The organism is Ruminococcus bovis, assembly GCF_005601135.1.
Taxonomy (GTDB): domain Bacteria; phylum Bacillota; class Clostridia; order Oscillospirales; family Acutalibacteraceae; genus Ruminococcoides; species Ruminococcoides bovis.
Genome location: NZ_CP039381.1, coordinates 1,867,634 through 1,882,186 on the forward strand (window position 1 = coordinate 1,867,634; position 14,553 = coordinate 1,882,186).

The 14,553-nt window shown below is 39.2% G+C and carries 12 protein-coding genes and 1 tRNA gene; 9 read left to right on the top strand and 4 right to left on the bottom strand.

The window, feature by feature from the left end:
• The first annotated feature begins 52 nt into the window (after window positions 1-52).
• Entirely contained in the window at window positions 53-1,558 is a 1,506-nt protein-coding gene (locus tag E5Z56_RS08795; protein WP_138157454.1) for a type I restriction-modification system subunit M, read from the top strand.
• Window positions 1,548-2,123, top strand: a complete 576-nt coding sequence (locus E5Z56_RS08800; RefSeq protein ID WP_232842423.1) for a restriction endonuclease subunit S — start codon at window positions 1,548-1,550, stop codon at window positions 2,121-2,123. The genes E5Z56_RS08795 and E5Z56_RS08800 overlap by 11 nt, the downstream gene beginning before the upstream one ends.
• Here the strand turns inward: E5Z56_RS08800 and E5Z56_RS08805 are convergent.
• Window positions 2,120-2,740, bottom strand: coding sequence for a restriction endonuclease subunit S (locus E5Z56_RS08805; RefSeq protein WP_207668583.1), 621 nt, complete (start codon window positions 2,738-2,740; stop codon window positions 2,120-2,122). The two genes, E5Z56_RS08800 and E5Z56_RS08805, sit on opposite strands and share 4 nt — an antisense overlap.
• A 139-nt stretch (window positions 2,741-2,879) precedes the next feature.
• On the opposite strand from E5Z56_RS08805, the gene xerA reads away from it, so the two are divergent.
• From xerA to E5Z56_RS08830, 5 genes are read left to right on the top strand one after another with little or no spacing between them, the layout of a single operon-like run.
• Window positions 2,880-3,866: a site-specific tyrosine recombinase/integron integrase gene (gene xerA, locus E5Z56_RS08810; RefSeq protein WP_138157457.1), complete on the top strand. Its 987-nt coding sequence runs from the start codon at window positions 2,880-2,882 to the stop codon at window positions 3,864-3,866.
• 10 nt (window positions 3,867-3,876) lie between these two features.
• Complete coding sequence (locus E5Z56_RS08815) at window positions 3,877-5,091, top strand: restriction endonuclease subunit S (RefSeq protein WP_138157458.1); 1,215 nt, start codon at window positions 3,877-3,879, stop codon at window positions 5,089-5,091.
• 35 nt (window positions 5,092-5,126) lie between these two features.
• Window positions 5,127-5,624, top strand: coding sequence for a hypothetical protein (locus E5Z56_RS08820; protein ID WP_138157459.1), 498 nt, complete (start codon window positions 5,127-5,129; stop codon window positions 5,622-5,624).
• An 11-nt stretch (window positions 5,625-5,635) separates the two neighbouring features.
• Window positions 5,636-8,692: a type I restriction endonuclease subunit R gene (locus E5Z56_RS08825; RefSeq protein ID WP_138157460.1), complete on the top strand. Its 3,057-nt coding sequence runs from the start codon at window positions 5,636-5,638 to the stop codon at window positions 8,690-8,692.
• A gap of 35 nt (window positions 8,693-8,727) precedes the next feature.
• A complete protein-coding gene (locus E5Z56_RS08830; protein ID WP_138157461.1) occupies window positions 8,728-10,572 on the top strand; it encodes a DUF262 domain-containing protein in 1,845 nt (614 codons plus the stop codon).
• A 78-nt stretch (window positions 10,573-10,650) separates the two neighbouring features.
• Here the strand turns inward: E5Z56_RS08830 and E5Z56_RS08835 are convergent, their stop codons facing one another.
• From E5Z56_RS08835 to E5Z56_RS08850, 3 genes are all read right to left on the bottom strand, one after another.
• Window positions 10,651-11,007 (bottom strand): TnpV protein, encoded by a 357-nt coding sequence (locus E5Z56_RS08835; protein WP_138157462.1) that lies wholly within the window; start codon window positions 11,005-11,007, stop codon window positions 10,651-10,653.
• A 179-nt stretch (window positions 11,008-11,186) separates the two neighbouring features.
• A complete protein-coding gene (locus tag E5Z56_RS08845) occupies window positions 11,187-11,495 on the bottom strand; it encodes a DUF6809 family protein (RefSeq protein ID WP_138157464.1) in 309 nt (102 codons plus the stop codon).
• Between the two features lie 302 nt (window positions 11,496-11,797).
• Window positions 11,798-11,881, bottom strand: a tRNA-Leu gene (locus tag E5Z56_RS08850).
• Between the two features lie 136 nt (window positions 11,882-12,017).
• Here E5Z56_RS08850 and yfmF point away from each other — a divergent pair.
• Window positions 12,018-13,286 carry an EF-P 5-aminopentanol modification-associated protein YfmF gene (yfmF, locus tag E5Z56_RS08855; RefSeq protein ID WP_175405434.1) on the top strand — a complete coding sequence of 423 codons (1,269 nt, stop codon included), beginning with the start codon at window positions 12,018-12,020 and terminating at the stop codon, window positions 13,284-13,286.
• Window positions 13,283-14,545 carry an EF-P 5-aminopentanol modification-associated protein YfmH gene (gene yfmH, locus E5Z56_RS08860; RefSeq protein WP_138157466.1) on the top strand — a complete coding sequence of 421 codons (1,263 nt, stop codon included), beginning with the start codon at window positions 13,283-13,285 and terminating at the stop codon, window positions 14,543-14,545. The genes yfmF and yfmH overlap by 4 nt, the downstream gene beginning before the upstream one ends.
• Window positions 14,546-14,553 lie beyond the last annotated feature (8 nt).

Sequence of the window (14,553 nt, forward strand, 5' to 3'; positions counted from 1 at the left end):
GGAAGTAATTGTTTTTTCTATTAATATGCAGTTTGTGAGGTTGAACGATAATATGGCAAAAAACAACGCTAACATCGGGTTTGAAAAACAGATTTGGGATGCCGCCTGTGTGTTATGGGGGCATATTCCTGCGGCTGAATACAGAAAGGTTATCGTAGGTTTGATTTTCCTGCGTTACATTTCCTCTGCGTTTGAGAAGCGATACAATGAGCTTGTCGCCGAAGGTGACGGGTTTGAGGACGAGCCGGACGCATACCTGATGGAAAACATCTTTTTTGTTCCCGAAAAAGCGCGCTGGTCAACTATCTCTGCCGCAGCGCACACTCCGGAAATCGGCACTGTCATAGATGATGCTATGCGAGCCATCGAGGACGAGAACAAAACGCTGAAAAATGTTCTTCCCAAAAACTATGCAAGCCCCGATCTCGACAAGCGAGTGTTGGGTGACGTCGTTGACCTGTTCACCAATATGGATATGTCCGACACCGAGGACAGCAAGGACTTGCTCGGCAGGACATATGAATACTGCATCGCTCAGTTTGCAGCATACGAGGGCGTAAAGGGCGGCGAGTTCTACACACCGTCAAGCATTGTAAAAACCATTGTTGCCATTCTCAATCCGTTTGAAAATTGCCGTGTATATGATCCCTGCTGCGGCAGCGGCGGTATGTTTGTACAGAGCGCAAAGTTTATCCAGGCGCACAGCGGCAATCGTGGCAACATTTCCGTTTACGGTCAGGAGAGCAACGCCGATACCTGGAAGATGGCAAAGATGAATATGGCGATCCGTGGAATCGACGCCGATTTCGGACCGTATCACGCCGATACCTTCTTTAATGATTTACATAAAACGCTCAAAGCGGATTTCATCATGGCGAATCCGCCGTTCAATCTTTCCAACTGGGGACAGGACAAGCTCAAGGATGACGTGCGCTGGAAATACGGCACACCCCCTGCCGGTAACGCCAACTATGCTTGGATTCAGCATATGATTCATCACCTTGCTCCAAACGGTAAGATCGGTTTGGTGCTGGCGAATGGCGCGCTTTCTACACAGTCGAGCGGCGAGGGTGAGATTCGCAAGAATATCATCGAAGCGGATTTGGTAGAAGGCATTGTCGCTATGCCTACCCAGCTTTTCTACAGTGTTACCATTCCCGTTACGCTCTGGTTTATCAGCAAGAACAAAAAGCAAAAGAGCAAGACGCTCTTTATCGACGCCCGCAAAATGGGCTATATGGTAGACCGCAAGCACCGCGACTTTGACGACAAGAAGGATATTCAGAAGTTAGCCGACACCTTCCACGCCTTTCAAGACGGAACATTAGAGGAAGTCAAGGGCTTTTCCGCTGTGGCAACAACACAGGAGATCGCCAAGCAGGATTATATCCTCACACCCGGTCGCTATGTCGGAATCGAGGAACAGGAGGACGACGGCGAACCGTTTGGCGAAAAGATGAAACGCCTGACCTCTGAGCTTTCGGAAATGTTCAAGAAATCGCACGAGCTCGAAGATGAAATCAGAGAGAAGTTGGGGGCGATTGGATTTGAAGTATAATATATGGAAAGATTGTAGACAAATTCCTCTACCTAAATTATTAGATTTCATCGTAGATAATCGTGGAAAAACCGTACCAACGGTTAATCAAACTGAGGCTTGTAATATAGTTTTGATTGCTACAAACTGTATTAGAAATGAAAACCTTTACCCTGTTTATGAAAAGATCCGGTATATTTCAGAAGAAACATATAAAACTTGGTTTAGATCACATCCGGTTTCTGGAGATATTTTATTCGTAAACAAAGGCACGCCAGGACGAGTTTGTTTTTGTCCTGATAAAATTGATTTTTGCATTGCTCAGGATATGATGGCTTTTAGGGTTAATTCAAACAAATTGTATAATAAGTATTTGCTTTCCGTCCTTAGAAGTAGGGTAATACAAGAGCAAATCCGGATTACGAGTGTTGGAGATACAATCCCTCATTTTAAAAAAGACTTTCTAAAAGATCTGTATATACCTGTTCCTCCTATGGAAATACAAAGAATTATTGGAGACTATTATTTTAAGTTATCGCAAAAAGTTGAAATAAATAAAAAGATAAATGAAAATTTAGCGGCTTAAATCTTAACCTCAGACACGTCAAGCTCCCCGCTCATTAGTTTTGGTAAGAGTGTATCACGGAGAGCGGCAAGATGTTGATTTTCTTTACTTGTTGAAAAAATTTTTTCGAAGATAGGAGCAACAAGGGAATTAAACTCAATAATTGCGACTTCATTGGAACAGAATTGAAGCCGTTTAAGATCAGCAACAGTAACGTGTCCGAGCCCTGTTGTCTGTTTATTACTTGCAATATGAGAAAATTGTGGCTTTAGATATCTTAATAAAAAGTACGTGAAAGCTGGAGCGTCATATTTTGATACCACACGAAATGTATGCTGATTAAGAATTGCTTTTCCACTACTCCATAAAAAGGTATCTATTGATGTATCGGGATTCCCAGACCACGAGAATAGAATATCTCTATCATCAATATAATACTTATCGTCTTTATCTATACAGCAATATTGAGTTGAATCAGTAATTCCATTTTTCAATTCAGCAATTTTGATTATAGGCAAGCCAAAATCACCGTATTCAGACTTTTTGAAAGCTGCACCATTTATATAATCAGCAAGGTTATATACTGAAATATTTTGCCAATCATCAGGCGTAATCCCACCAAACGGTTCAAAATCCACAAACCACGACTTAAAAATCGCTTGAGCTTGCTGCTCTAAATTTTCATTTATATTATCAATAAAGCCTTATCAACGGCGAGGTTTTACAAACAGAACTGCCGTTGCTTGTCGTTCTCAATTATACTTAAGGAGAACGACAATGAAACGACAATTAATTACTGAAATCGAACAGAAAATGCTCAAGCAACTGGATAATGCACAGCTTGAAGCTCTGCACAAAGTGCTTATTCAGACATTTAAGCAGTATGAAATAAGCGAAACAAATTCCAATGACGATGAACCGGAGAATAGTGATATCCTTTCTGAGTTTCTTTCTGCTAAGCGGATTGAAGGTTGTTCCGAGAAATCGCTGAATTACTATTGTAAAACAATCACAGCTGCATTAAATAGCATCAATAAAGGGATAAAGCATATTACTACGGATGATCTACGCGGTTACCTTACAAAATATCAGGAAGAAAAGAAATCAAGCAAGGTGACAATGGATAATATCCGGCGTATTCTATCAAGTTTTTTCTCTTGGTTAGAGGACGAGGATTATATTATTAAAAGTCCTGTTCGACGGATCCATAAGGTTAAGACAAGCAAAACAATCAAAGAAACCTATACTGATGAAAACTTGGAGCTGATGCGCGACAGCTGTGTTGAGTTGCGTGATTTAGCGATGATTGATCTGTTGGCTTCTACAGGTATGCGTGTTGGTGAGATGGTCTTGCTTAATCGTGAAGATATCAATTTTACCGAGCGTGAATGCGTCGTACTCGGCAAGGGTGACAAAGAACGAATAGTATACTTTGATGCTCGTACAAAGATCCATTTACGTAATTATATAGATTCACGATCAGACAGTAACCCGGCGCTGTTTGTTTCCCTTCGCTCTCCTCATAATCGCTTATCAATCGGCGGAGTGGAACTTCGATTGCGAGAAATGGGCAAGCGTTTGGGAATCAACAAGGTACATCCGCATAAATTCAGACGAACGCTCGCAACAATGGCGATAGATAAAGGCATGCCGATAGAGCAGTTACAACGCTTGCTTGGACATCAAAGAATTGATACTACCTTGCAATACGCAATGGTAAAACAAAGCAACGTAAAAATAGCACATAGGAAATATATAGGATAGGGCGACTAATATGAGTAATTGGACTATGAAAAAACTAAGTGAAATTGTAAGTTTTAATCCAAGAGAAACAATAAAAAGGGGAACTCTTGCAAAAAAGATTGCTATGGATAATCTTGTCCCTTTTTGTCGTGATGTCCCGAGCTTCGAGATCACAGAGTTTAACGGTGGTACTAAGTTCCGAAACGGTGATACGATAATGGCAAGAATAACCCCTTGCCTTGAAAACGGTAAGACTGCTAAAATAAACATTTTAGGTGATAATGAGGTAGGATTTGGTTCAACTGAGTATATTGTATTCCGAGCCATTGAAGGATTATCGAATGAAGATTATGTATACTATCTTGTTTGTAGTCCAATTGTGAGGGAGTCGGCAATAAAGTCAATGGTTGGTTCATCAGGGCGGCAACGAGTGCAAACCGATGTACTTAAGAACCTTGAAATATGTGTTCCTGACTTAGAAACACAAGATAAAATTGGTTTGATACTCAAATCTATTGACGATAAGATTACGATAAATAAAAAGATAAATGAAAATTTAGAGCAGCAGGCACAGGCGATTTTTAAGTCTTGGTTTGTGGATTTTGAGCCTTTTGGTGGGGTTGTGCCTGATGAAATGCAATTAGTTCCGTTGCAAGATCTATGTGAGGTGGTTACAAAAGGAACAACCCCAACCACTTTGGGAAAATCGTTTTCTAATCAAGGTATAAATTTCATAAAGGCTGAATCAATTCTCAACAATCATTCTTTGGATAGAGGACGTTTTGCGTATATCGATGAAGAGACAAATTCTCTTCTAAAACGATCTATTATAAAGGAAGGCGATATTGTTTTCACCATCGCAGGTACACTTGGAAGATTTGCGCTTGTCGATGATACAGTTTTACCAGCAAATACAAATCAAGCTGTTGCTATTATTAGAGCCAATAAAACTAAACTCCTTCCTGAATACTTATATAGTTTCTTTTTAGGCAATTGGCATAATGATTACTATAAAAAACGAGTTCAACAAGCTGTTCAAGCTAATCTTAGCCTTACCACAATCAAATCGTTGCCTATTGCAATGTTATCAAACGAAACAACAGATAATTACAACCGATTAATTATTCCTATTATTCAAACTATGAAAACAAACGAATATGAAAATCAACACCTTGGCGCTCTCCGTGATACCCTCCTACCTAAGCTTATGAGCGGCGAGATTGATGTGTCAGAGGTCAAGATTTAAGCCGCTAAATTTTCATTTATGATAGGATTGAGAAAATGCAGATAAGTGATATAAAATCTAATCAAATAAAGCCTTTCGAAATTGAAAACGACAAACTGACTCGCTTGTTTAGCTTTTTTCTGCATACAGCACCTACTATTGACAGTGCATCTGCTTCAATAATTGATTCTGGACGGTTACAGAGAAATTGGGATACTTTCATCTCAAGCGTGTCAAATGACTGCTTTGTTTTTTTAGCTCCAAATTGTGTTATTGAACGTTACTTTGAGAAATATAATTTACATAATGAAGCGAATATAAACAGACGTAGTAAAGGATTTATTTGTAAGCGCAAAGTGAATACGGAAAAAGACTATGAGTGTGTATTGAGACACCTTCGCAATGCAATCGCACACAGCAACGTATATATGAATGATGCGGGTAATAGAAAATATATTCTTTTTGAGGATTTTAATAAAACCAAAAAACAAAGCTCTATAATACTACTATCCCAAGCAGATTTAGCAAGATTAAAGAAGGAAATTATGAAATAGGAGGGAGAGCTATGCCCTACACCGAATCAAGCTATGAAAACGCTATCATACAGCTTTTTGAAGAAATGGGATATACCCATGCCTACGGACCGGATATTGAGCGTGATTATAAAGTACCATATTATGCGGACGAGCTGACCGCGGCATTATACCGGCTGAATCCGTCGCTGCCTGAAGAAGCCATCTCCGACGCGCTTTACAAGTTGACAAATTATGAGAACGGCGAATTGGTGCAGAAGAATGCCGTGTTTATGGATTATCTGCAAAACGGTGTAGAGGTGCGTTATACCGAGAAGGGCGAGGAACGCTCAGCTCTTTGCTATCTTGTTGACTATTCCAATATTGACAACAACTCCTTTGTTGTGGCAAATCAGTGGACGTATATTGAAAACTCCGAAAAACGTCCGGATGTGCTGCTGTTTATCAACGGCTTGCCTGTGGTGCTGATGGAGCTGAAATCTCCCTCCCGTGAGGAAACCGACGCTTCCGAAGCCTATACACAGATCCGGAATTATATGCACGCTATTCCGTCGATGTTCATCTACAACGCCATTTGCGTAATGAGCGACCTTTCAGAAAACCGTGCAGGCACGATCACCTCCGGTGAAGATCGCTTTATGGAATGGAAAACGAAGGACGGAAGCTATGAGAACACGCAGTACGCTCAGTTTGACACATTCTTTGAAGGTATCTTCCAAAAAGAGCGTTTGCTTGATATTCTCAAAAACTTTATTCTGTTTTCCAACGAGGGCTTGAAGCAATATAAAATACTCGCCGGTTATCATCAATACTTTGCCGTGCGCAAAGCGGTAGAATCGACAAAGAAAGCGACTGTAACAGACGGTAAAGGCGGCGTGTTCTGGCATACGCAAGGCAGCGGAAAATCGCTGTCTATGGTGTTCTACGCCCATTTACTGCAATCCGAGCTTGAAAGTCCGACGATCGTTGTTATCACCGACAGAAATGACCTTGATGATCAGCTCTACTCGCAGTTTGCCAAGTGCAAGGATTTTCTACGTCAGGAGCCTGTTCACGCAGAAAGCCGTGAGCACCTGAAATCGTTATTGGAAGGAAGAAAAGCCAACGGTATCATTTTTACAACCATGCAGAAGTTTGAGGAATCGGGAGAGCCTCTTTCCGAGCGCAGAAATATTATTGTGATGGCCGATGAAGCGCACAGAGGACAATACGGTCTGACCGAAAGAATCAAGATGACCAAGAACGAAAAAGGCGAGCTGGTTGCCAAAAAGGTAATCGGCACAGCCCGCATTATTCGTGATACCCTCCCGAACGCTACATATATCGGTTTTACCGGTACGCCGATTGCTACCGAGGATAGAAACACCCGTGAGGTATTTGGTGATTATATTGATATCTATGATATGACGCAGGCTGTCGAGGACGGCGCAACACGCCCTGTCTATTACGAAAGCCGCGTTATGAAACTGAAATTAGACGAAACCACTTTGCACCTTATTGATACGGAATATGATATTATGGCGCAGAGTGCCGATCCTGATGTTATCGAGAAAAGCAAGCGTGAGCTCGGACAAATGGAAGCGATTCTCGGACACGACGATACGATCAAATCGCTCGTTGATGATATTCTCGACCACTATGAGAACTACCGTGAGGATCTTCTGACGGGCAAGGCAATGATCGTCGCTTATTCAAGGGCGATCGCTATGAAGATTTACAAGCGGATTCTGGAGGTTCGTCCTTCTTGGACAGAAAAGGTCGCTGTCGTGATGACAGGCTCCAACAAAGATCCCGAGGAATGGCACGAGATCGTCGGCAACAAACGCCATAAAGAAGAATTGGCGAAGAAGTTCAAGGATAATAACAGCCCCTTGAAAATCGCAATCGTTGTTGATATGTGGCTGACAGGCTTTGATGTACCGTCGCTTGCGACAATGTATGTTTACAAGCCGATGGCAGGGTATAATTTGATGCAGGCGATCGCCCGCGTCAACCGTGTTTTCCGTGATAAAGAAGGCGGATTGGTTGTTGATTATATCGGTATCGCTTCTGCGCTGAAACAGGCGATGAACGATTACACCGTCCGTGACCGCAAGAACTACGGCAACACCGATATTGCGCAGGTTGCCTATCCGAAGTTTATTGAAAAGCTCACGGTTTGTCGTGACCTGCTGCACGGTTATGATTATTCCGCTTTCTTTGGCGGCAATGAATTGACTGCTGGAAGAACGATTACCGGCGCTGTCAACTTCTTGTTGGACAGAAGCCGTGAGAATGATAAGGAGAGTTACGTTAAAGAAGCGTTATTGCTGAAACAGGCGTTATCGCTTTGTTCGTCTATTGCAGAGGAACAGGAGCGTGAAGAAGCTGCATTCTTTGAAGCGGTTCGAGTATTGATAATGCGTATCCAAAATCAGGGTGGAAACAAAAAACTCTCGCTGCCTGAAATCAACGCTAAAATCAATGAGCTTTTGAAGCAGAGCATTAAGAGCGATGGCGTAATCAATCTTTTCTCCGATAAGGAACAGGAGTTCTCGTTATTTGATCCGAAGTTCCTTGAAGAAATCGCAAGGATGAAAGAAAAGAATCTTGCTGTTGAGTTGTTAAAAAAGTTGATTGCCGAGCAGGTGCAGATTTATAAACGAACTAACCTTGTTAAGTCTGAGAAATTCAGTGAAATCATGCAAAGCGCTATGAATCGCTACCTGAACGGAATGCTGACAAACGAAGAAGTCATTGAGGAAATGCTTAATCTCGCACGGCAAATCCGTGAAGCCAAAGAAGAAGGCGAGGAACTCGGATTAACAGCGGATGAGCTTGCGTTTTATGACGCTCTCACAAAGCCACAGGCGATTAAGGATTTCTATGAAAACGAGGAGTTAATCGCCATTACCAAGGAGCTTGCCGATAAGCTCCGGAAAAACCGCACGATTGATTGGCAAAAGCGCGACAGTGCCAGAGCAAAAATGCGTATGATGATACGCAAGCTTTTAAAGGATCACAAATATCCGCCCGAGGGTATGGAGGATGCGGTCAGCACCGTAATGAGCCAGTGCGAATTATGGGCGGATAATTCAATGGATATTTAATAAATTCATTTTTGGGAACAGAAAGGAAATACCACATGGCAAAAAGCATCGAACCTAAACTAAGAAAAATCGGAGCTTACTTAAAACTTGAAGAAGATACTGTATTCACAATACCGGAATATCAAAGACCGTATTCTTGGGAAATAAGTCACTGCGATAAACTCTGGCAAGATATTACCGACTTTTTAGATAGTGACAGTAAGGACAGATACTTCTTTGGCACTATTATCATCAATTGTCAGGACAACGATACTGTATTCGGGCTGATTGATGGTCAGCAAAGGACTACAACCTTCCTTTTACTTCTCAAAGCCCTTCTTGTAAATATAAATGTTGCCATTGGCACAACCAGTCAGGATGAAGAATCCGAAAATTTGTGTAGAGGTTTAAAAGAACGCAGAAGAAAAATTATGGGAATTCTCTACAAGGCAGAAACTGAGGATATTCCAGATAAACCTGACCATACAGATAAAGAAATTTGTAATAGAAGCATTATTCTAAAAAACTATTCCATCAATGAGCTTTACAAGAATGAGCTAAACACTATTCTAAGTGCGGTTGACTACGCTGAAGCAGAATCAAATGTCTATAAGATTCCACGAAAGCAAAAAGACAACAAGTATACAAACTTCTTCAGAAACTTTAAGTTTTTCTACGAAAAAGCCGCAGAACTAACCGAAACCCAACTTAACAAATTTACTAAAACACTTACAGATAGTTGTGAGGTAATCGAAATTAAAAGTTGGCAAGTTGAACAGGCTATCACTATGTTCAATTCTTTGAATTCAGATGGACTTCCTTTGTATGATGCCGATATTATTTCGGCAAAGCTGTATGCTGAAGCTGAGAAACAAAGAGTAGGTGAAGAATTTACAAAGCTTTGGAAAGAGTTAATAGAATTAATTGATGATTTGAAGCAGAATGGTATTGCTACTATTGACTCAATTTTTATGCAGCAAATGTACTATGAAAGAGCAAAACGCAAAGAGATTATTACCGATACAGGTTCTATCAACGTTACTACACCCGGATTAAGGAGATACTTCACTGAGATTAACAAAAGTTTACTTAGCGATCCTATCGGACTGTGTAAGCAGATGATAAATCTCGCAAAGATATGGAAAAAAGTTTCCGCTTATCCAATACTGCAAGTCCTTTTGAAATTCAATGATAACGCTAAACTATTCCTTGCCAGTTATTTTTATCGTTTTGCTGAGGAAAACATAACTGTAGAATCAATAACTCAAATAGCAACCAGTCTATTGCGATTATTTACTTTGTTAGAATTAGTTGATATAGGTTATTCGAGCAGCGCCTTTAAAACATTCCTTTTTGGAGAAGAAGTAAAACTTGCAGATGAAACTTTTTCTGACGATGAAATAGTAGCTGATTTTGATAAACATATTTCCGAAAAATGGAATAAAGATGAAATCAAAAACTATGTATCAGAATACGAAAAGAACATCTTAGTTTATCTAAACGAGTACCTCTTTGCTAAAGAACAGAATCTTGCATTTACACTTGGAGCAAAATATGACATTGAACATATAATGCCTATAAGCGGTGCAAATCTTGACATTATTCGCAGAGATGCTCAAATAGAAACAAAAGACGAGTTTAATCATACCGTTAACAAATTAGGCAATAAGATTGTTCTCGAAGAAAAGATCAATAGGTCTATTGGGAATGAATGGTTTAGAGCGAAAGTATCAACAAAGCTTTCCGCAAAAACAGGATATATAGATAGTAAATATCCTATTGCCACTACTTTAGTAAAAAAATATGAGAATGATAGTAAACCATACTGGTGCAAACAAGATATTGACGATGCAACAGAAAAAGCAACCAATAGAATAGTAAAGTTTATTTTTGGCGAATAATAAGAAACAAGCGTGTAAGCAGAATCAACTCCTGCTTACACGCTCTGTTCTAATTCGGGTGTTTTTGCGTTATTCTGCTTATGTGTAGATTATCTCTCGGTTGACGATTTCGTTGGCTGTGAGGCGGATTGCGTTCATTTTACGCGTCCATTCCACTGGATGCTCCGCTTTGAGCTGTTCGGTGATGTTTTCCTTTTCGGAAAGCTGCTGGACAAGTAGATCGTACATTTCATTTGCCTGAGAATCAATGTCAGCGAGATATGCCGCGAGCTTACACGAGGTGAGCAGATTGAAATAGATAAGTCGGTGATGCTCTTTCAGATAACGCTTGTGCCTTTGTCCGAAAACGCCGATTTCAACCTTCGGCTGTTCTGGTAACTTCAAATCAGGGAGAAGATAGTCACCCTGCTGCGTATATGTAATAGTTGTTGGCATAATTCAAACCTCCTTGATCTTGATTTTCTTGACCTTTGCCTTTGTGAGTTTGACTATCAGCTCATCAACGCCATCAGTGTATCTGCCTTGTAAAATAAGGTCGTTTTTCAAGCAAATCAAACTGTTGATAACGGTTCGCCGTTCATCGTGCGTCAGATAAAGATGATATTTCTGCTTCCTCAATCGCTCTGCTCCTTTAAGAAATCCTCATACGGCGTATCGTCACTTACAAAGGTGTCGTAAATAATCCTTGCGCCTAATCTGAATCCGACGATGAAACTGTCAAGCTCTGATTCTCCTAAGATAACGTCAGAAGCATTTACGAAAGAGAGAAACGCTTTCTTTTCTTCACCTGTCAGCTTTTCGGTCAGCATCGCTTCGCTTTCCGAAAGAACTGCCAATTGCTTTTTCAGAAAACTACCGTTCTTGAAACCGCGCGCCTGCGGGTCAATATTGCCGTAGTACAGTTCCGAGATTACATTCTTCAATCTAATGACCTCCGATAATAGATTTGTCAAACAAACGATTCAGTGAATTAAGGTCATTTTCTTTAATTTGACAGCACTTTTTTGCTGTCCGGTCTATATGTTTTCACGAAAAATCTATGTTTTTGACTGCATTCGTGACTGCAGTTGACTGTGATTTTGACTGCACTTTATCTTGTTTTAAGCGATTTCAACTTTCCTCAACTTTACTATGCAAGTGTTCAGAAGCTCAGTATTTAAGCCGTTTTCGGGCATTTTAGGAAAAGTTGGCAAAACAAAAGAGGCAGTTAAAAACTGCCTCAAAATGGTGCGAGTGACGGGACTTGAACCCGTACGTCAAAGACACACGCCCCTCAAACGTGCCTGTCTGCCTATTCCAGCACACTCGCATATTAACTTTTAGCAACAGTAATTATAGCATTACATATTACATATGTCAACCTAAAATATATTTTTCCAAAATACTTTTATAATTCCTATCACTATGGTATAATAATCTTGATAATGTGTATTAGGAGGAATTATATGGATTCCATAAATAGATTAGAAATAGCTAAGGGTGTCTATTTCAATTCAATAAAGGACAATCGTTTCAAAACATCAAAGATTAGTGTGTCATTTATTGTTCCACTAAAGGAAGAAACTGCATCAGTCAATGCTCTTCTTTCAGGTGTTATGACTCGTACAACTAGTAAGTATCCGGATTTTACTTTACTTTCTAAGAAACTTTCCGACCTATATGGTGCTCATTTAGGTGGTTTTGTTCGTAAAACCGGTGATAATCAGATTGTAACTTTCTCTATCAGTGGCATTGATGATAAATATGCCTTTGACGGAGATAATATTTCAAAGGATATGACAGATTTACTTTGCAATATTATTTTCAATCCTAAGTTAGATGGCAATTCTTTCTGTGAAGAAGAAATTACTCAAGAAAAGCGTCAGCTAAAGGAAGTTATCGACTCTGAATTTAACGACAAGAGAACTTATTCCATTAACCAAGCAGTTAAGATTATCTGTAAGGATGAACCTTATAGCCTATCAAAATTCGGTACAAAAGAAGATATTGATAAGGTAACAGGTGAAGACCTATACAATGGTTGGTTGTCACTACTAAATAATTCCAGAGTAGAAATTTTCTATGTAGGGGATAGTTCATCCGATGCAGTTGTTGATGAACTAAAAGCTCAGTTTAGCAAGTATGACCGTACAGAATGTGAAATTCAGAACATTGTTTCAGGTGAAGTTACAGAAGTGAAAACTGAGAAAGAAGAAATGGAACTTTCTCAAAGCAAAATGATTCTTGCTTTTCGTACAGATATTTCTGATAACAAGGATAACACAATGCCAATGCGTCTTGCAGTAGCAATGTTAGGTGGTACTGCCCACAGTAAGCTGTTTAACAATGTTCGTGAAAAACTTAGCCTATGTTACTATTGCTCATCAAGATTTATTAAGAACAAAGGTATTATGTTTATTGAGTCAGGTGTAGAAAAGAAGAATATTGAGAAAGCTAAGAAAGCTATCCTAAAGGAACTTGATGACCTAGCAAAGGGCAACTTTACCGACTTTGAAATTAATGCTACAAAGTTATCAATGTGCAATAGCTTTATTACAATTGCCGATAATGAATTTGGTCTTGAAACATGGTATTTTTCTCAAGTTCTTTCCAACAAAATTTCTTCTGTTGAAGATGCTTGTAAGGAAGTAAATTCAGTTACAAGAGAAGAAATTATTGAAATGGCTAAGAAACTAAAACTAGATACAGTTTATACATTGGAGAGTAAAGAATGAGTGTACAAGAAATAAAATCCCAACTAACAGGGGACAAGTATTATAAGGTTAAGCATAAATCAGGTCTTAACATTTATGTATATGAAAAAGAGGGCTACAACAGTACCTATGCAGTTTTTGGTACTAGATATGGCTCAATCAACACAACTTTCAGCTCAAATGGTGGAGAGAAAATGACAGTACCGGATGGTATTGCTCATTATCTTGAACATAAACTATTTGAATGTGAAGATGGAGATGCCTTTGCGAAATATGCAAAGACAGGTGCAAATGCAAATGCATTTACCAGCTTTGATAAAACTTGCTACCTTTTCTCAACAACAGATAATTTTAAGGAAAGTCTTGAAATTCTTTTGGATTTTGTACAAAGACCTTATTTTACTGAAGAAACAGTAGCAAAGGAACAAGGTATTATCGGTCAAGAAATCAAGATGTATGATGATTCTCCTGAATGGAGAGTAATGTTCAATTTGCTTGAAATTATGTACCATAATCATCCTGTAAAAATTGATATTGCAGGTACAGTTGAAAGTATTGCCAAAATCACACCTGAGCTTTTGTACAAATGCTACAACACTTTCTATAACTTAAACAATATGGCACTTTGTGTTTGTGGTAAAGCAAAGTTAGATGAAGTTCTTGAAGTAGCCGATAGACTTCTAAAACCTGCTGAAGATGTTACAATTCAAAATTATTTTGAAGATGAACCATATGAAGTGGTTAAGGACTATGTAGAATGTAACCTACCTGTTGCAGTACCACTGTTTAATATTGGTTTCAAGAATAAATACACAGGTCTTTCTTCTAGCAAAGATATGGCATCAGTTGATGTGTTACTTGCAATGCTATTTAGTTCAACAAGTAAAATCTACAGAGATATGCTTGATAAAGGTCTTATTAATCAGTCCTTTAGTTATGAATATTTTGAAACTGAGGGTTGTTCCTGTGTACTTCTTGACGGTGAAAGTCAAAAACCTAAGGAAGTTTATGATACTATCCTTAACTACATTAAGGATTTAAAGGAAAAGGGTCTTTCTAAAGAAGATTATGAAATATCTAAGAAGGCTGTTTATGGTGATGCAATTTCTTCACTAAATTCAGTAAATTCTATTGGTAACGGTCTAATGGAAAGTCACTTTACAAATAGAGAATTTTTCTCTTATGTTGACGAAATTCATAATTTACAGTTTAGTGATGTAGAAAGTAAGTTTAATGAAATTCTTGACTACAACAATTCTGCTTTGTCAGTAGTAAAGTAGGAGGTAGT

Bases quoted from the DNA above. Each gene is read 5' to 3' on its own strand.
- yfmH (WP_138157466.1), top strand. From the start codon at position 13,283: ATGAGTGTACAAGAAATAAAATCCCAACTAACAGGGGACAAGTATTAT.
- E5Z56_RS08835 (WP_138157462.1), bottom strand. From the start codon at position 11,007: ATGCCAACAACTATTACATATACGCAGCAGGGTGACTATCTTCTCCCT.
- xerA (WP_138157457.1), top strand. From the start codon at position 2,880: ATGAAACGACAATTAATTACTGAAATCGAACAGAAAATGCTCAAGCAA.
- E5Z56_RS08825 (WP_138157460.1), top strand. From the start codon at position 5,636: ATGCCCTACACCGAATCAAGCTATGAAAACGCTATCATACAGCTTTTT.
- E5Z56_RS08815 (WP_138157458.1), top strand. From the start codon at position 3,877: ATGAGTAATTGGACTATGAAAAAACTAAGTGAAATTGTAAGTTTTAAT.
- E5Z56_RS08820 (WP_138157459.1), top strand. From the start codon at position 5,127: ATGCAGATAAGTGATATAAAATCTAATCAAATAAAGCCTTTCGAAATT.
- yfmF (WP_175405434.1), top strand. From the start codon at position 12,018: ATGGATTCCATAAATAGATTAGAAATAGCTAAGGGTGTCTATTTCAAT.
- E5Z56_RS08830 (WP_138157461.1), top strand. From the start codon at position 8,728: ATGGCAAAAAGCATCGAACCTAAACTAAGAAAAATCGGAGCTTACTTA.
- E5Z56_RS08795 (WP_138157454.1), top strand. From the start codon at position 53: ATGGCAAAAAACAACGCTAACATCGGGTTTGAAAAACAGATTTGGGAT.